We start from the raw sequence: 23,135 nt of genomic DNA, 5'->3' as shown, positions 1-23,135 counted from the left end.
AAGGAGAGTTATGACGACAATACCGAAAGAACGAATAGACGTGCTGTTAGTGGAGCGAGGTTATTTCGACAGCAGGGAAAAAGCAAAAAAAGCATTAATGGCGGGTTTGGTCTTAGTGGACGAAGAACCGGTGGACAAAAGCGGAATGAAGGTGCCAAGGTCGGCCGACATTAAAGTAAAGGGCGCTTTGCATCCTTACGTCAGCAGGGGCGGCCTTAAGCTGGAGAAAGCGATCAAGACGTTTGGCATCGATATGTCGGGCAAGGTGATGCTGGATATTGGAGCCTCGACGGGGGGCTTTACGGATTGCGCTTTGCAGAACGGAGCCGCGTACGTCTATGCGATTGATGTCGGCTACAACCAGCTGGACTGGTCGCTCCGGCAGCATCCGCAAGTCCATGTCATGGAGCGGACCAATTTCCGCTACATGCTTCCGGAACATCTCGAAGGACCCATGCCGAATTTCGCGAGCATTGACGTATCGTTTATCTCGCTGAAGCACATCTTGCCGACGTTAGCGACTTTGTTGCCTGCAAGCTCCGGCGTCGTAGCGCTTATTAAGCCGCAATTCGAAGCCGGCAGGGAGAAGGTCGGCAAGTCCGGCGTCGTCAGGGAGCCGTCCGTACATGCAGAAGTGCTGCGTCAGGTGCTGGGTTATGCCGCCGAAACCGGTTACGTGCTTCATGAGCTTACGTATTCGCCGATTACCGGAGGGGAAGGCAATATCGAGTTTCTTGCTTACTGGTTAACGGGAATGCCGGGGGACATCGATGCGGCTGCGGTCGACGATATCCGGATTAGCGAGCTTGTGGCCGAGGCGAACCGCACTTTCAAAGTGAAGCCGTAAAGCGATTACGTTTTGAATCATAGTATTGCAACCAAGAAGGATGCCGAACAGTCGAACTGTATTGGCATCTTTTTTCTTTACAGAATGTCCCTCAATTTGATAAACTGATACCAAACAAACGTTCGCTTCCGTGATTCGCATTGGATGAATGAGGTGAAACGCTATGGATAAATACGGCGATTGGTTTATAATGGCGCTAGCGGGTGCACTGCTTTTGATTTGGAGTTATCGCTCCTTCTACCGCTGGCTGCATGCTCCGGTCAACATGAACCGGATCACGCTCGGCAAGGGCGGAGCGATTTCTGATCAAGACGAGAACGTCCAGCTTCTGGAACGTTCGGGCTACGAAGTGCTGTCGGCAAAACATGTCGTTCCGATTCCAGTCGAGCTCGACGGGGCACCGCTCGGAACAGGCGCTCGCATGTATATTGACTACGTCGCTACGAAGGACGAGCTTACCTACGTGGTGAAGACGGCAAGGGACCGTAAGCCAATGGATTGGACCGCCAGCGGCGTGAGGGACAGGCTGCTCGTATATGCTCTGCTGCTGCACGATTGCTCTGGCATATTGTACGTGGACGCGAAGGAAGGCACTATCCGCAAAGTCGTATTTCATTTGTCCGATTAATAGAAGTGACCACGGAGGTTTTGTATGAAAGGAATCAGGCAATTCAAGATTAGGGAAATCATAACGAACGGCATTATCGAAACGCAGGAGGAGCTCGTGGAGGCGCTGCGAGAATCGGGTTTGCAGGTAACCCAGGCGACCGTCTCGCGCGACATGAAGGAGCTTATGCTCGTCAAAGTTCCGATCGAAGAAGGCCGTTACAAATATTCTTTGCCATTAGACGCGCACCGGCAGAATCCAATCCATAAGCTGAAGCGATCGATCGTGGATCATTTCACGGGCATCGACTTTACGGATAATTTGGTCGTGCTGAAGTGTTTGCCTGGGACGGCGAACACGATTGGCGGATTAATCGACAATATGGAATGGAACGAAGTCATGGGCACCATCTGCGGCGATGATACGATTTTGATTATTTGCCGCACGAAGGAACAGAGCGCAACCATGACGGAACGATTGTTGGAATTGCTGAATTAACGATGGAATTGTTTAATGAATGATTTACTGGCGTTCAATGATTAAAGGAGGCATGCGAACATGCTGCGAGAGCTGTCGATTCGGAATTTAGCTGTAATTGAAGAAGTACATATTTCATTTCATCACGGATTCCATGTGCTCACCGGGGAAACGGGCGCGGGGAAGTCGATCTTAATCGATGCGCTTAGTTTGCTCGTTGGGGGTCGCGGCTCGGCAGATATGGTTCGTTACGGATGTGATCGGGCGGAGATGGAAGCGTCGTTCGATATGCCCAAACATCATCCCGTCTGGGCCATTCTTCGCGGTCTGGGCGTACAATTCTCGGAAGAAGAGATGCTGGTCATTCGAAGGGAGCTGTCCGCTCAAGGGAAGAGCAGCAGCCGCGTGAATGGGCAATTGGTGACGATGACGATGCTTAGGGAAATCGGCGAATCGCTCGTCAACATTCATGGTCAACATGAGCATCAATCGCTGCTTCGGACGGAACAACATCTGGAATGGCTGGATATGTTCGGCGGCGATTTGCTTATCGAACGCAAGCAGCAATACAAGCGCGCTTATCAACAGCTAACGGATATTCGAGCTTCATTGAAGGAGCTGGAGGACTCGGCTCGACACAATGTTCAGATGCTCGATTTGTACCGATTCCAAATCGAAGAGATATCGGCGGCAGCGCTTAAGCCGGGCGAGGATGAGCTGCTTACGGAGCAGAGGAAAAAGCTAATGTACGCCGAGAAACGAATGGATGCCGTGTCCGAAGCTTATTCGCTGCTCTATGGCAGCAAAGGGCTTGATGCGTTCAGCAAAGCAATTTCCAAATTATCGGATATACAGAGCTATGACAAGGCCAAGCTCGAGCCGTTGCTGGAACAGCTGCAATCGGCGTTCTATCAAGCAGAGGACGCGGCTTTCCAGCTTCGCGACTATAGAGATGGAATCGACTCTGACCCTGAATCGCTGGCACAGGTTGAAGAACGTTTAGATCTTATCCACGGATTGAAACGCAAATATGGGGAAACGATACCTGATATATTAACCTACCTGAACAAAACGACGGAGGAACGGGACAAGATCGAGAACCGGGACGAGTTGCTGACGCGATTTCGCCAGCAAGAGGATGAGGCATATCGGCATGCTTATTCGCTTGCCGAAGACTTGTCGAGTCTTCGCCGCCATGCTTCCGTCACGTTATCCGAAGCCATACAAAATCAGCTGTCTCAGCTGTTGATGCCTTCAGCCAAATTCCAAGTCTCTCTGGACGGCGCTGCGGAGCAAGATGGGAACGGCAAGTCTGCTAAGCTGCATGCGAACGGGATCGATGACGCGGTATTCTTATTGTCATCCAATCCTGGAGAACCGCTCAAGCCGCTGAACAAGATCGCTTCCGGCGGCGAAATGTCGCGGATCATGCTTGCCATGAAGAGCATCTTCGCTGAGATTGACCAGGTTCCCGTCCTTGTTTTCGATGAAGTGGATACTGGCGTAAGCGGGCGCGCTGCTCAAGCCATCGCGGAGAAAATGTCCGCCTTGTCGAAGAAATGTCAAGTATTCTCCATCACGCATCTTCCGCAAGTGGCTTGCATGGCCGATCATCATTACGAAATTATGAAAGCCGTCTCGAACGGAAGAACGGCAACGTCGGTAACAGAACTCATTCATGAAAAACGGATCAACGAGCTGGCACGCATGCTTGGCGGCGTCGAAGTTACGGAAAAAACAAGGCATCACGCACAAGAAATGCTTGATTTGGCTCATGGACTGAAGGGAGCGTAATGGAAGGCTTTCAGGGAATGTTTTTGCGGACATAAAACATGGGGGTCGGGGTAACTTAAAGGTACGCCAATGGCGATAAATCCTTTTTCGTCATGCGAAGGAATGACAGGGAGCGTGAATACATTGAACTCCAACAGGCGGAAACGTTCGTTAGGCCTGGTTCTCGTTTTCTTCGTTTGCATGATCGGGTTCTCCACGCCGTTTCAACAATTTGCTGCATTCCCGAATGAACTTCGTTTGTTCTCCGGCCAGCTGAAACGTCTGCAATACGGGGTTCCCGTGCAAGCGGAAGTTACCGTAGATCCACACATGTTACACGTTAACGGATCCTCCGAACATTCCCTATCCGTTAATTTAAGCAAGCCGCTATCCCTTCAACCTAGCCATAGCGGCCAAACGAACATGCAGGTGAAATTATTTGGTAAAATTCCTTTCAAGACGGTCAAAGTAAACGTCGTTCCAGATCTTCGGGTTATTCCCGGCGGACAAACCATCGGCGTTAAAGTAAGATCTGCAGGCGTCCTCGTCGTTGGACATCATCAGGTCGTGGACGGCAGCGGCGCCAAACATTCCCCTGGCGAAGTGGCTGGATTAAAGCTTGGAGATCTCATTACGCGCATCAACGGCACGCCAGTGAACGAAGTCCATCGGATCGGAAAGATGTGCGAGGAATACGGTATGACCAAACGTCCTCTTCAAATTACTTACAAACGCGGCGGGCAACTGAACGATACGGAATTAAAACCTATATTCGACGCAGACGACAGAGCATGGCGTCTCGGGCTCTATATTCGGGATTCGGCCGCGGGTGTAGGTACTCTTACTTTCTATGCGCCGGATCAAGGCGTATATGGCGCATTAGGACATGTCATTACCGATATGGATACGCAAACGCCGATCGAGGTCGGCGAAGGTCAGATTCTTCAATCGAGCGTTACTTCCATTAACAAGAGCCAAACCGGCGAGCCTGGCGAGAAGCGAGCCCATTTCGTTAAGGAAGGCAAGATCTTAGGCAGTATTGAACGGAATACGCAGTTCGGCATCTTCGGGAAGATGGATGAAGAGCCGGAGCACAGCTTCAGCGGCAAATCGCTTCCTGTTGCGTTTGCGGAAGATGTAAAGGAAGGGCCGGCTCAAATCCTAACCGTCGTGAACGCTCAGAAGGTGGAACGATTCGATATTAATATCGTCCACGTATCCAAACAATCCGGACCCGCGACCAAAGGAATGGTCATCAAAATTACGGATAAACGATTGATTAACAAAACGGGTGGAATCGTCCAAGGCATGTCCGGAAGTCCGATCATTCAAGATGGCAAACTGGTTGGAGCTGTAACGCATGTATTCGTGAATGATCCAACCTCTGGTTATGGCTGCTTCATCGAGTGGATGCTCCAGGATGCGGGTGTGCTGAAGAAGGAATCGCCTCCGAATCAGAACGAAGCCGCTTAATCGAAACGCCTTCAGCGTCAGTATGCGACGCGGGAGGCGTTTCACTTTTTTCGCCATAGCGCCGTTATTTATGTCGAATTTACACGAAAAAGTAGGATTTATGAAGTAAATTATTTATTATATCGAATAGTTGAAAAAAAATAAAGAAAAAAGATTTTCGACAGAAGGAATTCCATGCGACATGTCGAAAATCTAAGTTAGACAACCGATGAGCGATACCGCAAATACCGCAAATATCATTTAAGGGAGGATACTTACCTTGCACAAGATCGAAGTTTTGTTAGCGGATGACAACAGAGAATTTACTAACCTGTTATCGGAATACATATCCGAACAAAGTGATATGCATGTAAGTGGCGTGGCTTATAACGGAGAAGAAGTAATTAGGCATCTAGAGCAAACCCGTAGCGTCCCTGACGTGCTTATTTTGGACATTATTATGCCGCATCTCGATGGACTGGGCGTTCTTGAAAAGCTGAAAGAAATGAATTTGTCTCCGATGCCCAAAATCATTATGTTGACCGCATTCGGTCAAGAAAACATTACGCAAAAGGCGGTACAGCTTGGCGCTTCCTACTACATACTCAAACCGTTCGATATGGATATTCTCGCGAACCGTATTCGCCAGCTGGTGGGCAGCTCCTCGTCTTATACAGCTTCCTCCAGCTTCAGCTCCACCACGACAACATTAAAATCGAATGTCGTGCCTCTGGCCAAGGGCAAAAACTTGGATGCGAACATTACGAGCATTATTCACGAAATCGGCGTGCCTGCGCATATTAAAGGTTATCAATATTTGCGCGAAGCGATTACGATGGTGTACAACAATATCGAAATTCTTGGCGCCATTACGAAGACGTTGTATCCGGCTATCGCCGAAAAGTTCAAAACGACGCCTTCCCGCGTCGAACGCGCGATTCGCCATGCGATCGAAGTCGCTTGGACGCGCGGCAATATCGACAGCATCTCACATCTGTTTGGCTATACGATCAACATCAGCAAATCGAAGCCGACGAACTCCGAATTTATCGCGATGGTGGCGGACAAGCTGCGCATCGAACATAAGGTGAGCTAAGTCGAGTTATCGACCCGGGCATAAACGCAATTGGATTGAAGAAGCGATTCGACTCTTACTGGAGCCTTGGATACGCTTCTTTTTTCTATGGTCGGAACGCAACATCGTTGCAACAAAAAAAGGCCATCGGTCGATGCCTCATTTGTAAACGATTCTTCTGTTTAAGTAAACGTTGCTGCCGTACAAGCTGATGAGCCGGGCTGCCTCCGACTTGATAAACAAGCGGATATCCTGCAGTCGTTGCTCGCGCGGTTGAAGCGTTTCTTTCACTTTGCCGTCCACGAAGACGTCATAGACGATGGTTGTCATTTGGATTCACCTCCAGCTTACCGGGATGAATCCATCATACTTGTGCAACATCACCGCTGCATTAAGCGATGCGGGGTTGTTTGTAAAGTTTGCGCGGAATTGTCATAGGAACATAAACAAAAATATCCAATCTTAAGCTTGAGGCTTAGGCGGACGCGGACGCTTCTGCTTGAAGCGAGGCGCTACGTAATTACGCTTGCGGTCGCGGAAGAAGATCCAGCCTCCGATAAAACCGGCGCCGGCGAAAAACATCACGAAACCAAGCAGAAAAGTGAGCCATTCGAAATCCGGCGTGATCGCATCGTTGCCGAACTCGGAGAAATAGACGAACAAGGCATCTTTCATTTTCAAAAATCCGAAACATGCGACAACGCCGGGAATAACTAAAAACAAGATGGCGATAAAACGGGCTGCAAGCAATCTCATAACGGTTAAAGCTCCTTATCCTAAGCTGGTTCAATCGAAATTCTCATTCCTTTTATCATAACTTGTCCGCGATGAAGTGTCCATTTCTTCGTAAACAGTGAAAACAGTCTTGAAAAAAGGTACAATAGAATGGCAATTATCGCAGTATGATGTGGAGGCGACAACAACAATGGCAATTCAAGTGGATGTAGCCGTGCTCGGCGGCGGGCCCGGCGGATACACGGCTGCTATTCGGGCAGCGCAGACAGGCAAAAAAGTTGCTTTGATCGAGAGGGACAAGATCGGCGGAACCTGCTTGCATAAAGGTTGCATACCGAGTAAATCGATGTTACGAAGCGCTGAAGTATATAGAACGATATTAAGCAGCCAAAATTATGGGGTAACGGTTGCGCCAGAGTCGGTTTCGCTTGACTTCGGGAAGGTTCAAGCCAGAAAAGCCGACACCGTCGATCAACTGTACCGCGGGCTGCAAAGCTTAATGAAGAAACACGGCATTACGGTCATTCACGGAAAAGGACGCGTCATTGGGCCTTCCATTTTCTCGCCGAAAAGCGGTTCGCTTGCCGTTGAGTTGGAAGACGGTGAAATGGAATCGGTCGTATCGACGAACTTGATTATCGCAACGGGATCAAGACCGCGCATGCTTCCCGGGCTGGAGCGCGATGGCATACATATATTGTCCAGCGACGACGCGCTGGAAATGGACAATCTTCCTCAGTCGATCATCATTGTCGGCGGCGGCGTCATTGGCGTGGAATGGGCTTCGATGCTGCAGGATTTCGGCGTTCAGGTGACGCTCGTCGAAGCCGGAGCAAGATTGCTGCCTGGTGAGGACACCGAGGTGTCGGCAGCGCTCGCGAGAAGTTTGGGACGCAGGGGTGTACGTATTCTAACGAGCGTTCAGCTGCAAACGGATACGTTCGCGATCCAGGAGAGCGGAGTTTCCATCAAAGGTGCTACACCCGACGGCGATGTTGTCCTTGTCTCGGACAAGCTGCTCGTTTGCGTGGGCAGAGAAGGCAATGTCGAGGGCATTGGTCTTGAAAATACCGATATTCGCACGAGCAACGGCTTTATCGCAACAAATGAATTCGGACAGACGACCGAACCGCATATTTATGCGATCGGCGACGTGATCGGAGGCGTTCAGCTCGCGCATGCGGCTGCGCATGAAGGTCTAATCGCGGTCGATCACTTGAGCGGCGCCAAGCCAGCCGCGGTCGATCATCTGCTTATCCCGAAATGCATTTATTCCAGTCCCGAAGTCGCATCGTTTGGCTATACGGAGGATGGAGCGAGGACAAAGGGCTACGACATCAAAGTAGGCAAAATTCCGTTCCAAGCCATCGGCAAAGCGATCGTGTTGGGAGATGCGGAAGGTTTCGCGAAAGTGATCGCGGACCGCAAATCGGGCGATATTCTGGGCGTACATCTCATCGGACCGCATGCGACGGATCTAATCTCCGAAGCGGCGCTTGCCGGTTGGCTGAACGCGACGCCTTGGGAAGTCGGAGCGATGATTCATCCTCATCCCACGCTGTCGGAAGCGCTCGGCGAAGCGATGCTTGCGGTCGACGGCAAAGCGATTGCCTTCTAACGAATGAACTTCGCTGCCGGCAAGGTTCTGGAACGCCAAAGGGTGGATTTCCTTTTGCCGCAAAAGAGGTTATAATGGGTATAGTGAGGTCTTAGTACCAGGTTTTAAGAGTTGGCAAGGTGAAACGGCTGACGCCATCATTTGGCGGCGCAGCGCGTTACATTCCGAGAAATATAAGCACTGTATAGAGAAAACTTATACTTTCTTATATTTTTAATAAGGAGGCTATCGTTATGACCCAATTGTCTTCCGCTAGTCAGCAATTTCGTCATTTGGAGCTTGGGCTTAGCCATGAGCAAGCCGTAGATATGTACAAGACGATGGTAATGGCAAGAAAATTCGACGAGCGCGTGCTGCTGCTCCAACGGGCGGGCAAAATTAATTTCCACGTCTCGGGCATCGGTCAAGAGGTCGCGCAAGTTGCCGCGGCATTCGCGCTCGATCGGGAGCAGGATTACTTCCTGCCTTATTACCGGGATTACGGTTTCGTATTGTCCGTCGGCATGACGCTGAGGGATCTGATGTTATCCGTATTCGCGAAAGCGGAGGATCCGAACAGCGGCGGCAGGCAAATGCCGGGACACTTCGGCTCCAAAAAGCTGCGGATCGTGACGGGCTCCAGCCCGGTGACGACCCAGGTGCCGCATGCCGTCGGCATTGCGCTTGCGGCGAAGATGAAGAAAAAACCGATAGTCAGCTTCGTGACTTTCGGCGAAGGTTCCAGCAACCAAGGGGACTTCCACGAGGGCTGCAATTTTGCGGGCGTACATAAACTCCCCGTCATCCTTATGTGCGAGAACAACCAGTACGCGATATCCGTTCCCATTCATAAACAGCTCGCAGGCAAGGTAGCCGACCGCGCGCTCGGTTACGGCTTCAAGGGGCTTCAGGTCGACGGCAACGACGCGCTGGAAGTTTTCCGCGTCGTGAAGGAAGCGCGCGAGCGGGCCATCGCCGGCGAAGGGCCTACCTTGATCGAAGCGTTAATGTACCGGCTATCGCCGCATTCCACGTCGGATAACGATCTCGCTTACCGGACGAAGGAAGAAGTTGATGAACACCGGGGCAAGGACGGCATTCCGAAATATAAACAGTATTTGACCGATTGCGGCTTGTGGAACGATGAGCTCGAGCAGCAGCTTGCTGCCGACATGCGCAATATGCTGGATGACGCGACGGAGTACGGCGACAAAGCGCCGTTCCCGACGCCGGAATCCACGATGCATCACGTATACGAAGGCGATGCCGAGCAAGGGGGGCTGAACTAATGCCGGTTATGGATTATATCGATGCGATTCGGCTTGCGATGAAAGAAGAGATGGAGCGCGACGAAGACGTATTTGTGTTAGGCGAGGATGTAGGCGTGAAGGGCGGCGTCTTCACGACGACCAAGGGACTTCACGAGCAATTCGGCGAGATGCGCGCGATGGATACGCCGCTCGCGGAATCCGCGATCGCCGGCGTCGCCATCGGAGCCGCGATGTACGGCATGAAGCCGATCGCCGAGATGCAATATTCGGACTTTATGTTCCCTGCAACGAATCAAATCATTAGCGAAGCTGCCAAAATTCGATACCGCTCGAATAACGACTGGACCTGTCCGGTCGTCATTCGCGCCCCCATCGGTGGCGGTATTTTCGGCGGGCTGTACCACTCCCAATGTCCGGAATCGGTGTTCTTCGGCACGCCAGGACTTAAGATCGTCGCGCCGTATCGTCCTTACGATGCCAAAGGTTTGCTGAAGGCCGCGGTTCGCGACGCGGATCCGGTACTCTATTTCGAGAACAAAAAATGTTACAAGCTTGTTTCCGGCGAAGTGCCGGAGGACGACTACATCGTTCCGATTGGCAAAGCGAACGTTCTTCGTGAAGGCGACGACATTACGGTTATCGGCTACAGCATGCCGCTGCGTTTTGTAGAGCAAGCTGCGGAAGAGCTGGCGCAGGAAGGCATCAGCGCGCATATCCTCGATTTGCGCACGATTCAGCCGCTTGACAAGGAAGCGATTCTCGATTCCGTACGCAAGACGGGCAAAGTACTCATCGTCCATGAAGATAACAAAACCGGCGGAGTAGGCGCCGAAGTGGCGGCTATCATCGTCGAAGAGCTGCTTTACGAGCTGGATGCGCCAATTATGCGGTTATGCGGCCCCGACGTTCCGGCCATGCCGATCAACCCGCCCGGGGAGAAATTCTTCTTGCTGAACAAGGACAAAGTGAAGGAAGCCATGAAGAAGCTGGCTATGTACTAGGACCAGTTGGGAGTTGATAACATGAAAACAATGACGGAAATCGTGATGCCGCAGCTGGCGGAATCGCTAGTATCCGCAACGATCGATAGATGGCTGAAGAAGCCGGGCGATCGGATCGAAGTCTACGAACCGATCTGCGAAATATTGACGGATAAAGTAAATGCGGAACTGCCTTCGACCGTGGCGGGCACCTTGGTGAAAATATTGATCGGCAACGGTGAGACCGTCCCCGTCGGCACGGCGGTCTGCATCATCGAGACGGAAAGCGGTTCGGCTTCCGCGGTCGAATCAGCCTCTCCATCGGCTTCGTCGGCGCTGCAAGTAAATCCGGCCACTGCGGATGACGAATCCGCGCCGATGCGCAACCGTTTCTCGCCTGCCGTTCAACAGCTCGCTGGCGAACATGGCGTACGTCTGTCCGATGTGGCGGGAACGGGTCTCGGCGGCCGCGTTACGCGCAAGGACGTGCTCGCTTACGTCGCTTCGGGCAAGGCGAGCGCTCCGGCATCCGCTGCGCAGGCAGGGGTGGATCCGAAGGCGCAAGTCCGTTCTTCGGGCATCCATTTGTCCGAAACGCCAAGAATTCCGAAAATCGAGGTCGAAGGTTCCTCGAATCCGAGCAGAGGCGAAACGTTTATCGACGTCACTCCGATTCGCAATACGATCGCGCGCAATATGCGTCAGAGCGTAAGCGAAATTCCGCATGCCTGGACGATGATCGAGGTCGATGTAACGAATCTGGTCATGCTTCGCAACAAGCTGAAGAACGAATTCATGAAACGCGAGGGCATTAACTTAACCTACCTGGCGTTCCTGCTCAAAGCCGTCGTAAACGCGATCAAGGATTACCCGATCATGAACTCGACATGGGCCGTTGACAAAATCATCGTGAAACGCGATATTAACATTTCGCTGGCCGTAGGAACGGAAGACTCGGTATTAACGCCGGTCATCAAAAACGCCGATCACAAAAACGTGGCAGGCCTCGCGAAGGAAATCGACGAACTCGCCCGGAAGACGCGCGAAGGGAAGCTGACTCTATCGGATATGCAAGGCGGCACGTTTACCGTAAACAATACGGGTTCGTTCGGCTCCATCTTGTCCTACCCGATCATCAACTATCCGCAGGCGGCGATCCTGACGTTCGAATCGATCGTAAAACGGCCGGTCGTCATCAACGATATGATCGCGGTCCGCTCGATGGCGAATCTCTGTCTGTCGCTGGATCATCGAATCCTGGACGGCGTCATCTGCGGAAGGTTCTTGCAGCGAGTCAAAGATAATTTGGAAAGCTTCAATTTGGAAAGCACATTGTATTAATGGATAGGGGATAACCATCATGACGGAGAAGGATGTAGTTTACGCCTCCGGAAAGCTGGATGCCCGATATATCGGAACGGTTCCGTACGGGGAAGCATGGGAATTGCAGAAGGCGTACGTGAAACAAATCGATCAGGGGGAGCGAGCCGAAACGCTGCTCCTTCTTCAGCATCCGCCGACTTATACGCTTGGGTCGGACAGGCATCCGGAGCATCTGCTGCTCGATCAAGAGGAGCTGGAGGAGCGAGGCATTTCCGTGTTCGAGATCGACCGCGGCGGAGATATTACCTACCACGGTCCGGGTCAGCTTGTTGGGTACCCGCTCCTTTACTTGGACGCGGTGGGACTGGATTTGCACGCTTACTTGCGCAGCCTGGAGCAAGCGATCATCGATTGGCTCGGCGGGCATGGGATAGAGGCGGGGCGTAAACCGGATTATACGGGAGTATGGGTCGGGGATGAAAAAATCGCCGCGATCGGCATTAAATTCAACAAAGCAAGGCATCGCAGAGGTTTTATTACGAGCCATGGTTTTGCGCTCAACATTAAAGCCGGAATCGCGGACGAAGGATTCGGCGGCATCGTGCCTTGCGGCATCCAGCAATACGGCGTCACCTCCTTTAACGATCTGACGGGGAAGGCGCTGACGGTGGAGGAAGCCGCGGATGAGCTGCTGCCATACTTTTTGAAACAATTTGGGTTTGTCCGGATGGATGGCGGCTAACCCAGGAATAAGGATCCGATGCCTGCGAAAATAGTGGTGACCAGCAGCGTGGAAACCACGACAATGGCTACGATGCGAACCAGCTTCTGTCTATGCATATCGGTATAACGCTCCTTTCGGTTAGATACTCTACTATTGTAAACGAAACTTAGAACGGAGGAAACAGGATGATACAGAAAGACCGATTGGTAAGGCAATTTATGGACCTTGTTCGAGTGGACAGCGAAACGAAATTCGAGCAAGAAATCAGCAAAGTGCTGAAGAAGGAATTCGCGGAGCTTGGCTTATCCCTTTCGGAGGACGACGCGGCTGCGAAGACGGGCCATGGCGCGAACAACCTGTTCGCCATGCTCGAAGCGACCGAGGGACATGAAGGAGCACCGACGATTTTCTTCACGAGCCATATGGATACGGTAACGCCGGGTAACGGCATCAAGCCGCAGCTTGACGAAGACGGCTACATAAGAAGCGATGGCACCACGATTCTCGGAGCCGACGACAAAGCGGGCATTGCATCGATGTTCGAAGCGATCCGCGTATTGAAGGAAAACAACATTCCGCACGGGCGCGTTCAATTCGTCATAACCGTCGGCGAGGAATCGGGATTGCTGGGCGCGAGATCGCTCGACGCAAGCAAGATGGAAGCGGAATTCGGCTACGCGCTGGACTCGAACGGCAAGATCGGCGATATCGCCGTGGCGGCGCCGACGCAAGCGAAGGTCACCATCAAGCTGTACGGAAAATCCGCGCATGCGGGCGTCAATCCGGAGGACGGCATCAGCGCCATTCAAATCGCGGGAAAGGCGATTTCGCGCATGCCGCTCGGCCGCATCGATTCGGAAACGACCGCGAATATCGGAAAGTTCGAAGGCGGGGGAGCAACGAATATCGTTTGCGATTACGTGAAGCTGGACGCGGAGGCGCGGAGCATCGTGCAGCATAAGCTGGATGCGCAGCTCGAGAAGATGAAGGAAGCCGTGCTAAGCGCGGCCGAAGAGTTCGGAGGGAAAGGCGAATTCATAAGTGACGTCATCTACCCTGCGTACCAATACGATGACGGGGACGCCGTCGTCGAGCTTGCGAAGGAAGCGATCGTATCGATCGGGGCATCGCCGAGAACGTTCCATTCCGGCGGCGGAAGCGACGCGAATATTTTTAACGGATTGGGAATTCCTACGGTCAATCTGGCGGTTGGCTACGAACATATTCACACAACGAAAGAACAAATTAAAGCCGACGATCTTGTGAAGACCGCGCAGCTCGTCGTCGAGCTGATCAAGAAGGCGTCTCAGCGCTCGTCTCGTTAAGGTCGAGCTCGCGGATCGTTTGGTCGGATAACGTTCGGTTCGACGAGCCGATCGTCACGCGGATGGGCGGGAGCGTTTTCGTATAGACGGACATCAATCCCTCCCCCTCCGCCGAAGAGGCCAATCGGTTTAATTCGCGGCGTATTTCCCAGCCCTTGCCGATGACCCGCAGATGATGATCGGATACATATTGTTTCATCTAAACCCGCTCCCGTCGTATAGGATCGTGACCGTTTCTATATAAAATGGGTATGACGGAAGCGGACAAGTTATGCTACTTCTGTTAGAATCGGACGCAAAATAACAATAACGATCGAAAGCGCAGGTGCACGCATGAGCGATCATAATAACAATGGACCGGAAAGACCGGAATTATGGAGGGAACAAACGGTAAGCTCGGAGCCGATTTTCCAAGGGCGCATCATTTCGCTTCAGGTGGATACCGTCGCATTGCCGGACGGGCGCACGGCAACGCGCGAAATCGTGCGGCATCCGGGGGCGTCCGCCGTTTTGGCGCTGCTTGACGGCAAGCTGCTCGTCGTGGAGCAATACCGAAAGCCGATGGACAAGTTCCAGGTCGAAATTCCAGCGGGCAAGCTGGATGGCGATGAAGATCCCGCGCTTGCGGCCGCGAGGGAGCTGGAAGAGGAGACAGGCTACCGCGCCAAATCGTTGAAACAAATTTCGGCCTTCTACACATCGCCCGGCTTCGCGGACGAGAAACTTTATCTCTATTTCGCAGAAGAACTTGAGAAGGGTACCCCAAATCCGGACGAAGACGAGGATTTATTCGTGGAAGCGATCACGATGGAACAGGCGGACGCGTATATAGCGGAAGGCCGGATCAGCGACGCGAAGACGATTCTGGCCGTGTACGCTTGGAAGCTATATGTGCAAACGGGGCAAATCTAACATCATCATCGACATAACTCGTCCTCATCCCTCATAGGATAGAAGCAGACAACCCTTTCGAAGCTGGAAGGGTTTATTCTTTCCAGGGGAGAATGGGGTGCTTCGCCTTGAAATACAGCCCGAATCTATACATTTTTGTTTCCGTTTTGTTTGTTGTGGGAGCGATCTTCGGCGCTTTGATCGTTGGCGCGCTTACGCTGGAGCAGCAGCAGGAGCTGGCCGGCGAGATCAGCCGTTACGTGCAGTCGGTAGACAGCGGCGCAGGCTTAAGCGCGGAAGAACTGTTCTGGGATCGGTTCTGGTTTCATTTCAAATGGATGATGCTGATCTGGATTCTAGGCATTACGGTGATCGGGATCCCCGGGATACTCGCGCTTAATTTTTTGAAAGGCGCATTGATCGGTTTCGCGATCGGCGTGTTGATCCAGCAATACGGGTGGAAAGGGATCGTGTTTTTTTTCATCTCGGTTGTCCCCCAAAACATTATTGCGGTTCCCGCTCTGATCATCTCGAGCGCCGCGGCCATCTCGTTCGCCGTCTATGTCGTGAAGCATAGGCTTATGCTGCAGCAGCAGAAGGAAGGGCTGCTTCCGCAGCTCGGCATGCTGACGTCCACGACGATGATCATGATGTTTCTGTTCGCCGGGGCGGCTCTGTTCGAAGCCTATTTGTCGCCTGCCCTGATTGGTTGGGCATCGGTTTATCTTCCCCCATCAAACGGCACGATTTGACAGAGAATTGTTTGACTTTCCGCAAGCCTTCCCCCTATAATTGAAGATGACGTTTCCGTATACTGGATGCGACATGTTGGCAGGGGGGAAGTCATGGAAGCCCGGATCGAGAATATTAAGCAGCAATTGCAATCGCAGGGCTACAAGTTAACCCCGCAACGCGAAGCGACGGTACGCGTTTTATTGGAGAACGAAGAGGATCATCTTAGCGCGGAAGACGTCTTTATGTTAGTGAAGGACAAAGCGCCTGAGATCGGTCTTGCCACCGTTTACCGGACGCTGGAGCTTCTGAGCGAGATGCATGTCGTTGAGAAGATGAACTTCGGCGACGGAGTTGCTCGTTACGACCTGCGGGCGGATAACAGCAAGCATCATCACCATCATCTCATCTGTGTCCAATGCGGCACGATGGACGAGATAAAGGACGACTGGCTGCTTCCGTTGGAAGAGAGGCTGGAACAGGATTACGGATTTTTTGTGGTGGATCATCGGCTTGACTTCCAAGGCATCTGTCGACGCTGCCGGGATAAGAACGACCATCCGAACTAAGCATAGACGGCTTCGTCATCCGCTCCATGGATAACGAAGCTTTTTTAATTAAAAAATACTCGATTTTCGGTTCTCTTACGGTTCATGCGGAGGCGGCGACCATAATCCCTCTTCATGCTTCCGGCATACACATAATTTAAGCCCGTGCTGGAAATGGTACGCTTGAGGATGTATGAACAGGAGGCGAAGGCAAGATGAGAATCGGTGTGCCCAAAGAGATCAAACAAAGCGAGTACCGCGTAGCATTGACGCCCGCGGGCGTAACGATGCTGGTCGCAGGCGGACATGACGTCATCATAGAAACGACAGCGGGTGAAGGCAGCGGCTTCCTTGACGAAGATTACGTACGGGAAGGGGCGGTCATCTCAGCCCAAGCATCCGAAGTGTGGGCGGCGGATATGGTCATGAAAGTGAAGGAGCCGCTTAAGGAGGAATTCGGGTATTTTCGAGATGGACTGTTGTTGTTCACTTATTTGCACCTTGCTGCCGCTCCTGAGCTAACCAAGGCGCTGCTGGATGGCGGCGTAACCTCGATCGCATACGAGACGATCCAGCTGCCGAACGGCAGTCTGCCTCTGCTCATTCCGATGAGCGAAGTGGCGGGCAGAATGGCCGTGCAGGTCGGCGCTCAATTTTTGGAAGCGTTCAATGGCGGCCGCGGCGTGCTGCTCGGCGGCGTACCGGGCGTTCCGCCTGCGGAGGTCGTCGTGATCGGAGGCGGAATCGTCGGCACGAACGCGGCCAGGATGGCGTTAGGTCTGGGCGCCAACGTCGTTATTATCGAACGGAGCGCGGAGAGGATGCGTTATCTCGACGAGGTCTTCGATGGCCGAATTCGGACGTTAATGTCGAGTCCGTACCATATCGCAGAGGCGGTTAGCCATGCGGATCTCGTCATCGGGGCGGTATTGATCCCGGGAGCGAAGGCGCCGCATCTGGTGACGGAGCCGATGGTGGAACGAATGAAGAAAGGCGCGGTTATCGTTGACGTAGCGGTCGACCAAGGCGGCTCTATTGCAACGGTTGACCGGCCGACGACGCATAAGGACCCCGTTTATATCAAACACGGAGTCGTTCATTATGCCGTTGCCAACATTCCCGGAGCCGTACCCAGAACGTCGACGTTCGCGTTGACCAACGTTACGATGCCGTATGCGCTCGACCTTGCCAATGCCGGCTGGGAAGCCGTCAGGAGGAGCCAACCGCTTCAGAAAGGCGTCAATACGCATGCGGGCAAGTTGATGAACGAACCGGTGGCGCAGGCGACCGGAATCGCGTACACGCCGATAGGCAAATGGCTGGACAGCATTTCGTACGATCGACTTGAACCTTAATCAGGACAACGAGGCGATTAGCATTGTGTTTTCCGACATATCCGGTTAAATCCTCTCATATGCTTGTACGAACAGTTCTTGCGCGAACGATCATGCTTATGGCTTCCGCGCAAGTCGCTCGTGCGAAGGGGGAGGACGAGGATGGTCGTATCGTTCAAAAGCTGGGTAAGCCGGTTGTTGTTCATCCTTCTGTTTGCGGTGTTGCTTATGATCGCCGCCGGGGGTTATCGTTGGCTGCTGGACGTGGTATCGCCCGTTCATCCGTACCAGAAGCCGCGCGGCGACGCGATGAAAGTGTTCGAACACGACCCCACCTCGCCCGAGAAAGGCAACTCGGCGGATCGGCTGCGATGGTTTTATTGGTACGGAGAGTAGCCGGTGTTAAATTTTCTCCGATAGAAGTTTTTATCACTTCCTTTATAGCGAAAAAAGAAGGAAAATACAGGCTGGGCGTTGAATCACATGGGAGTCCATCCAGTCAGAAGCGGCATGCGCGAAAGGAAGTCACGATGAAAGCTCAATTAGAACAATATATTCGTTATCTGCAGCTTGAACGAGGGTTATCCGCCAATTCCGTGGCGTCTTACGAAAGAGACTTGAATTCTTGTTTCTCCTATTGCGAGGAGAATGGAATAGGCGGTTGGGAAGCTGTACAGCGTCAGCATCTCGCGACGTACATGCACCTGCTCAAAGAAAAAGGGCTGAAAGCGGCAACGATCTCTCGTCGCGTCGTTGCCGTGCGCGCCTTTTTCCACCATCTGCTGCTGAGCGGCGTCATCGTTCGGGACCCGGCGGTTTACTTGGAATCGCCGAAGCAAGAAAAGAAGCCTCCTAGAGTGTTGACGGTCGACGTGACCAGCGCGCTTATTGATTCTCCGAAGACGGACAGCGCGGCGGGAAAACGCGATAAGGCGATGCTCGAGCTGTTATACGCCACCGGAATCAGAGTATCGGAGATCGTATCGCTGAACGTCGAACATTTGCATTTGACCCTCGGTTATATCGAATGTATCGGAAGCGGGCACAAGGAGCGGATCATTCCGTTCGGCAGCCATGCCGGCGCCGCGCTCGAGCAGTATTTGGGCAATGGCGGCCGGGACGCGTTAATAACTGGGCGGGAGGCCGGATCGGCTCTGTTCCTGAATCACCTTGGCACGAGAATGACGAGGCAAGGCTTCTGGAAGATGATCAAGAAGTACGCCAGAGAGGCGCAAATCCAAGAAGAAATAACGCCCCATACGTTAAGGCATTCGGTCGCTGCGCATCTGCTGGATAATGGCGCGGACGCGCGAACGGTGCAAGAGCTGCTCGGGCATGCGGATATTTCGACGACGCTCAAATATTCGCAGGCCGGCAAGTCGCGGCTGAAGGATGTTTATCGCAGCGCGCATCCCCGCGCTTAGCATAGAGAGGATGAATCGCATCATGAAATTCGAACGTATTGCCGTCATCGTGCTTGATAGCGTCGGGATCGGAGAATTGCCGGACGCCGAGCAATTCGGTGACGTCGGTTCCCATACGCTTGGCCATATCGCAAGGGAGGTTCCGCAGCTGGATCTGCCACATCTGAGGGAGCTCGGGCTTGACCGAATTGCCTCGATCGGCGATTGGAAGCCCGCTGAGGGAGAGGCGGGGGCTTATTATGGCAAGATGGCGGAGGTCTCCGTCGGCAAGGATACGATGACGGGTCATTGGGAGTTGATGGGACTCAAGCTTACAGTGCCGTTCCAGACGTTCCCTGACGGCTTCCCGCCCGAGCTTATCGGACCGTTCGAAGAACGGACGGGACGGAAGGTCATCGGGAATAAGTCCGCCAGTGGCACGGAAATATTGGACGAGCTTGGGGAGGAACAAATGGCGTCGGGCGCCTGGATCGTCTACACGTCCGCGGACAGCGTCTTTCAGATCGCCGCCCACGAAGACGTAATCCCGCTCGAAGAGCTGTACCGGGCATGCGAGATCGCCCGCGAGCTGACGATGGATGACAGGTTTACGGTCGGCCGCGTCATCGCGAGGCCTTACGTCGGCAAGCCGGGCGCATTCAAGCGCACGCCGAACCGACATGATTACGCCGTGAAGCCGCCGGAGCCGACGGTGCTTGACGCGCTCAAGAACGGCGGCTACAACGTGATCTCGATCGGCAAGATTTACGATATTTTCGATGGGGAAGGCATTACGGCTTCGCAGCCGACCAAGAGCAACGCTGACGGCATCCGGCGAACGATCGACGAATTGGACAAGCCTTTCCGCGGGCTGTTGTTCACGAATCTCGTCGATTTCGATTCTTTGTACGGCCATCGCAGAGATCCGCAAGGATACGCCACGGCGCTTGAGGAGTTCGACCGAGCGCTTCCCGAGCTGAAGAGCAAGCTGGGTCCGAAGGATCTGCTGGTCGTAACCGCTGATCACGGCAATGACCCGACACATCCGGGCACGGACCACACGAGGGAGTATGTGCCGATTCTGGCCTACAGCCCCGCGTTCCCAGCACCGGCAAAGCTTCCGGTAAGAGAAACGTTCTCCGACTTGGGCGCAACGATCGCCGAAAACTTCGGCGTAAGCGCTCCTCCGAACGGCAGGAGCTTCTTGTCCGAGCTTCGGACGGAAGCCGAGTAACGCTAATAGACTTGTTCTGGCAAATTAATTCGTTCCATGAACCGAAGGGAGATTCAAATCCATTATGTTGAATCAATTAACAAGCGCGCATATTAAAGAAGCGGCGGAATATATCCGCGAGAAAACGAGCCTGACGCCCGAGATCGGCTTGATCATGGGTTCCGGTCTAGGCGTCCTTGGCGATCATCTAGAGCAGCCGGTCGTCATTCCTTACCATGATATTCCACACTTTCCGGTCTCTACTGTCGAAGGCCATGCGGGCGAGCTGTTGCTTGGTACGTTTTCCGGCAAGCCGGTTGTGCTCATGCGCGGCCGATTCCATATGTACGAAGGATATGGTCCCGAGCTGACGGCATTCCCGGTACGCGTCATGAAGGCGCTCGGCGTCCGTTCGCTGCTCGTGACGAATGCGGCCGGAGGCATTAACCTGGACTTCGCGTCCGGCAACCTGATGCTCATCTCCGACCATATTAACTTGACCGGACGGAACCCGCTCATCGGACCTAACGACAACGAGCTGGGCGTTCGATTCCCGGACATGTCCGAAGCTTATAGCAAAAGGCTGCGCGCGACGGCGAAGGAAATCGCAAGCTCTCAAGGATACGCTTTGAAAGAAGGCGTCTATGTAGGATTAATGGGTCCGTCGTACGAAACGCCAGCCGAAATCCGGATGCTGCGCACGCTCGGTGCGGATGCTGTCGGAATGTCGACCGTGGCAGAAGTGATTGCGGCGCGCCATTCAGGGATCGAAGTAGTCGGAATCTCCTGTATTACGAACATGGCTGCCGGAATTTTGGACCAACCGCTTTCTCATGAAGAAGTCATGGAAACGGCCGAACGAGTCAAGTCCCAATTTTTGGGTCTTGTGACGGCATTAATCTCCAAAATGTAGACAGGATTGTAACACAATTGTAACAATTGGCTCGACTCATTGTGACAGTGTTTTTCATGGCGGTCGTCGTATAATGTCCATGATTATAGAATGATGGAGTGGACGAAATCATGGACAAGCTTTTATTGGAGCTGGAGAAGCTTCGCGGTGAAATGGTGGAGACGGCATTGTTGGAACAGGATCTGCTTCATCAAGACGTGCTGGTGTTAAGCCAGTCGCTTGACGAGATCATTGTCCAAGTACAATCGGAAAGGTTGTCGCTCTATAAGAGCCGCGCCTTCTCCAAAACGAGCTAAGAATAGGCTGCCTGAAAGGCTTCGCGATCAAAAGCGGGCATTTGGAACAACCATTATACTAACGCACAGGGATACATAAGGAGGCCGTCATGCGCGCAGTCGATTTGATACACAAGAAGAGGGAAGGCGGAGAGCTGAGCGCTTCGGAAATTTCCTTCTTAATAAAAGGATACAGCGGCGGAGATATTCCCGATTACCAAATGTCGGCATGGGCAATGGCGGTGTACTACAAAGGGATGACCGAAAGAGAAACCGCCGCGCTTACATTGGCAATGGCCGAATCCGGGGACCAAGTGAATTTATCACCGATTCTTGGCGTTAAAGTGGACAAGCACAGCACGGGAGGCGTCGGCGACAAGACGACGCTCATCATCGGACCGCTCGTTGCCTCCGTCGGCGTCCCCGTTGCCAAGATGTCCGGCAGAGGGCTTGGCCACACGGGCGGCACGATCGACAAGCTGGAGTCGATCGATGGTTTCCGTACGGAGTTGTCCCGCGATTCGTTCATCGCCCAGGTGAACGACATCGGGTTAGCCGTCATCGGGCAAAGCGGCGACTTGGCTCCGGCGGACAAGAAGCTGTACGCGCTCAGGGACGTTACGGCGACGGTCGAGTCGATTCCGCTGATCGCAAGCTCCGTCATGAGCAAAAAAATTGCGGCGGGTGCCGACGCGATCGTGCTCGACGTGAAGACCGGAAGCGGCGCCTTCATGAAGACGCTGGAAGATTCGGAGAAGCTGGCGGCGGCGATGGTTGCGATCGGGACGGAAGTCGGCAGGCAGACGGCAGCGGTCATCAGCGACATGGATCAGCCGCTCGGGTTCGCGATCGGCAACGCGCTCGAAGTGGCGGAGGCGATCGAAACGCTTCAGGGAAAAGGACCCGAAGATCTTACCGAGCTGTGCTTGGTGCTCGGCTCGCATATGGTCGTCTTGGGAGGAGCCGCTTCGTCCTTCGATGAAGCGAAGGGATTGCTTCGCGAACAGCTGAGCAACGGCAAGGCTTTGGCCAAATTCAAGGCGTTCGTGGAGGCGCAAGGCGGAGACGGTTCCGTCATCGACGATCCAAGCCGGCTGCCCCAAGCGACCCGGACCGTGGAGGTACAAGCGATAACAAGCGGGTACGTGACGGCGATCCAAGCGGAGCAGCTTGGTTTGGCTGCCATGATACTCGGGGCCGGTCGGGCGACGAAGGACGCTCAGATCGATTACGCAGTCGGACTTGTGCTGCGCAAGAAAGTAGGCGACGAAGTCCGCGAAGGCGATTCGATCGCAACGTTATATGTGCGCGAAGAGCAGGGCGATACGGACAATGTGGCCGATCGCGTCCGGGAAGCGTACCGGATCGAGCCGAACGCATCGCAGAACAAGCCGCTTTTGCTAGCCGTCGTGACGTCAGCCGGCGTCAGCCGGTTTGCTCAATGAAATCGCTATGAATAGAAGAACCGTCAATCGGGCGTCATCCGATTGGCGGTTTTTTGTGCGCTTGGCAGCGCACTCGACTAAGGAGTGAAAGTCTCCAGTACACCGCAGGTGGCGGAAGTACATAGCCGACACATAGTGCTTAGTCCGTGAGGATAGGTGCGGAGGATGTGAAGGCAAATCCCGGAACAGGCGGCA

General features: G+C 53.3%; 25 protein-coding genes. 22 read left to right on the top strand and 3 right to left on the bottom strand.

The features are described 5' to 3' along the window. The first annotated feature begins 10 nt into the window (after window positions 1–10). The 6 genes from RB620_RS16550 (at window position 11) to spo0A (ending at window position 6,252) form a co-directional block, all read left to right on the top strand. On the top strand, window positions 11–847 hold the full coding sequence (locus tag RB620_RS16550) for a TlyA family RNA methyltransferase (protein ID WP_308096111.1): 837 nt from the start codon (window positions 11–13) through the stop codon (window positions 845–847). Window positions 848–1,010: 163 nt separating this feature from the next. Continuing rightward, window positions 1,011–1,475: a hypothetical protein gene (locus tag RB620_RS16545; protein WP_308096109.1), complete on the top strand. Its 465-nt coding sequence runs from the start codon at window positions 1,011–1,013 to the stop codon at window positions 1,473–1,475. Between the two features lie 24 nt (window positions 1,476–1,499). Beyond that, window positions 1,500–1,952 (top strand): transcriptional regulator AhrC/ArgR, encoded by a 453-nt coding sequence (gene ahrC, locus RB620_RS16540; RefSeq protein WP_308096107.1) that lies wholly within the window; start codon window positions 1,500–1,502, stop codon window positions 1,950–1,952. 60 nt (window positions 1,953–2,012) lie between these two features. Next, entirely contained in the window at window positions 2,013–3,725 is a 1,713-nt protein-coding gene (gene recN, locus RB620_RS16535) for a DNA repair protein RecN (RefSeq protein WP_308096105.1), read from the top strand. 123 nt (window positions 3,726–3,848) lie between these two features. Next, complete coding sequence (gene spoIVB / locus RB620_RS16530; protein WP_308096104.1) at window positions 3,849–5,177, top strand: SpoIVB peptidase; 1,329 nt, start codon at window positions 3,849–3,851, stop codon at window positions 5,175–5,177. A gap of 259 nt (window positions 5,178–5,436) precedes the next feature. After that, entirely contained in the window at window positions 5,437–6,252 is an 816-nt protein-coding gene (spo0A, locus tag RB620_RS16525; RefSeq protein ID WP_308096103.1) for a sporulation transcription factor Spo0A, read from the top strand. A gap of 138 nt (window positions 6,253–6,390) precedes the next feature. On the opposite strand, the gene RB620_RS16520 is transcribed toward spo0A, so the two are convergent. Together RB620_RS16520 and RB620_RS16515 are read right to left on the bottom strand one after the other, a co-directional pair. Continuing rightward, window positions 6,391–6,561 carry a hypothetical protein gene (locus RB620_RS16520; RefSeq protein WP_308096101.1) on the bottom strand — a complete coding sequence of 57 codons (171 nt, stop codon included), beginning with the start codon at window positions 6,559–6,561 and terminating at the stop codon, window positions 6,391–6,393. Between the two features lie 132 nt (window positions 6,562–6,693). After that, on the bottom strand, window positions 6,694–6,987 hold the full coding sequence (locus RB620_RS16515; RefSeq protein WP_308096100.1) for a DUF2627 domain-containing protein: 294 nt from the start codon (window positions 6,985–6,987) through the stop codon (window positions 6,694–6,696). Window positions 6,988–7,156: 169 nt separating this feature from the next. Between RB620_RS16515 and lpdA the strand changes: the two genes are divergently transcribed. The 6 genes from lpdA to RB620_RS16485 all read left to right on the top strand — a co-directional run bounded on the left by lpdA (window position 7,157) and on the right by RB620_RS16485 (window position 14,186). Continuing rightward, window positions 7,157–8,584 carry a dihydrolipoyl dehydrogenase gene (lpdA, locus tag RB620_RS16510; RefSeq protein ID WP_308096099.1) on the top strand — a complete coding sequence of 476 codons (1,428 nt, stop codon included), beginning with the start codon at window positions 7,157–7,159 and terminating at the stop codon, window positions 8,582–8,584. A gap of 233 nt (window positions 8,585–8,817) precedes the next feature. After that, window positions 8,818–9,852: a thiamine pyrophosphate-dependent dehydrogenase E1 component subunit alpha gene (locus RB620_RS16505; protein ID WP_308096097.1), complete on the top strand. Its 1,035-nt coding sequence runs from the start codon at window positions 8,818–8,820 to the stop codon at window positions 9,850–9,852. Beyond that, window positions 9,852–10,835 carry an alpha-ketoacid dehydrogenase subunit beta gene (locus RB620_RS16500; RefSeq protein ID WP_308096095.1) on the top strand — a complete coding sequence of 328 codons (984 nt, stop codon included), beginning with the start codon at window positions 9,852–9,854 and terminating at the stop codon, window positions 10,833–10,835. Before RB620_RS16505 ends, RB620_RS16500 begins: the two co-directional genes overlap by 1 nt. A gap of 21 nt (window positions 10,836–10,856) precedes the next feature. After that, window positions 10,857–12,155, top strand: a complete 1,299-nt coding sequence (locus tag RB620_RS16495) for a dihydrolipoamide acetyltransferase family protein (protein ID WP_308096093.1) — start codon at window positions 10,857–10,859, stop codon at window positions 12,153–12,155. 19 nt (window positions 12,156–12,174) lie between these two features. After that, the gene (gene lipB / locus RB620_RS16490; protein ID WP_308096091.1) at window positions 12,175–12,879 is read left to right on the top strand and encodes a lipoyl(octanoyl) transferase LipB; all 705 of its coding nucleotides are present in this window, start codon (window positions 12,175–12,177) and stop codon (window positions 12,877–12,879) included. Between the two features lie 167 nt (window positions 12,880–13,046). Further along, window positions 13,047–14,186 carry a M20/M25/M40 family metallo-hydrolase gene (locus tag RB620_RS16485; protein WP_308096089.1) on the top strand — a complete coding sequence of 380 codons (1,140 nt, stop codon included), beginning with the start codon at window positions 13,047–13,049 and terminating at the stop codon, window positions 14,184–14,186. On the opposite strand, the gene RB620_RS16480 is transcribed toward RB620_RS16485, so the two are convergent. Beyond that, on the bottom strand, window positions 14,155–14,385 hold the full coding sequence (locus tag RB620_RS16480) for a hypothetical protein (protein WP_308096088.1): 231 nt from the start codon (window positions 14,383–14,385) through the stop codon (window positions 14,155–14,157). The genes RB620_RS16485 and RB620_RS16480 overlap by 32 nt on opposite strands. A 134-nt stretch (window positions 14,386–14,519) precedes the next feature. Here RB620_RS16480 and RB620_RS16475 point away from each other — a divergent pair, with 134 nt between their 5' ends. The 10 genes from RB620_RS16475 (at window position 14,520) to RB620_RS16430 (ending at window position 22,940) form a co-directional block, all read left to right on the top strand. Further along, a complete protein-coding gene (locus tag RB620_RS16475) occupies window positions 14,520–15,098 on the top strand; it encodes an NUDIX domain-containing protein (RefSeq protein WP_308096086.1) in 579 nt (192 codons plus the stop codon). A gap of 107 nt (window positions 15,099–15,205) precedes the next feature. Then, window positions 15,206–15,829, top strand: a complete 624-nt coding sequence (spoIIM, locus tag RB620_RS16470) for a stage II sporulation protein M (RefSeq protein WP_308096084.1) — start codon at window positions 15,206–15,208, stop codon at window positions 15,827–15,829. Window positions 15,830–15,922: 93 nt separating this feature from the next. Continuing rightward, entirely contained in the window at window positions 15,923–16,378 is a 456-nt protein-coding gene (gene fur, locus RB620_RS16465; protein ID WP_308096082.1) for a ferric iron uptake transcriptional regulator, read from the top strand. A 194-nt stretch (window positions 16,379–16,572) separates the two neighbouring features. Next, window positions 16,573–17,712: an alanine dehydrogenase gene (gene ald / locus RB620_RS16460; RefSeq protein WP_308096080.1), complete on the top strand. Its 1,140-nt coding sequence runs from the start codon at window positions 16,573–16,575 to the stop codon at window positions 17,710–17,712. A gap of 141 nt (window positions 17,713–17,853) precedes the next feature. Beyond that, the gene (locus RB620_RS16455) at window positions 17,854–18,087 is read left to right on the top strand and encodes a DUF4227 family protein (RefSeq protein WP_308096079.1); all 234 of its coding nucleotides are present in this window, start codon (window positions 17,854–17,856) and stop codon (window positions 18,085–18,087) included. 134 nt (window positions 18,088–18,221) lie between these two features. Then, window positions 18,222–19,115 (top strand): site-specific tyrosine recombinase XerD, encoded by an 894-nt coding sequence (gene xerD / locus RB620_RS16450; RefSeq protein ID WP_308096077.1) that lies wholly within the window; start codon window positions 18,222–18,224, stop codon window positions 19,113–19,115. 22 nt (window positions 19,116–19,137) lie between these two features. Beyond that, window positions 19,138–20,328: a phosphopentomutase gene (gene deoB, locus RB620_RS16445; RefSeq protein WP_308096075.1), complete on the top strand. Its 1,191-nt coding sequence runs from the start codon at window positions 19,138–19,140 to the stop codon at window positions 20,326–20,328. A 64-nt stretch (window positions 20,329–20,392) separates the two neighbouring features. Then, complete coding sequence (locus RB620_RS16440) at window positions 20,393–21,220, top strand: purine-nucleoside phosphorylase (RefSeq protein ID WP_308096074.1); 828 nt, start codon at window positions 20,393–20,395, stop codon at window positions 21,218–21,220. 110 nt (window positions 21,221–21,330) lie between these two features. Continuing rightward, window positions 21,331–21,516 (top strand): Spo0E family sporulation regulatory protein-aspartic acid phosphatase, encoded by a 186-nt coding sequence (locus tag RB620_RS16435; RefSeq protein WP_308096072.1) that lies wholly within the window; start codon window positions 21,331–21,333, stop codon window positions 21,514–21,516. Between the two features lie 89 nt (window positions 21,517–21,605). Beyond that, window positions 21,606–22,940, top strand: coding sequence for a pyrimidine-nucleoside phosphorylase (locus RB620_RS16430; RefSeq protein ID WP_308096070.1), 1,335 nt, complete (start codon window positions 21,606–21,608; stop codon window positions 22,938–22,940). The last annotated feature ends 195 nt before the right edge of the window (window positions 22,941–23,135 follow it).

It is taken from the genome of Paenibacillus sp. LHD-117 (assembly GCF_030929555.1).
In the GTDB taxonomy this organism is placed as follows: Bacteria; Bacillota; Bacilli; order Paenibacillales; family Paenibacillaceae; genus Pristimantibacillus.
Note: the sequence above shows the minus strand (reverse complement) of the source record. Positions and strands in the feature narration are given on the sequence as shown.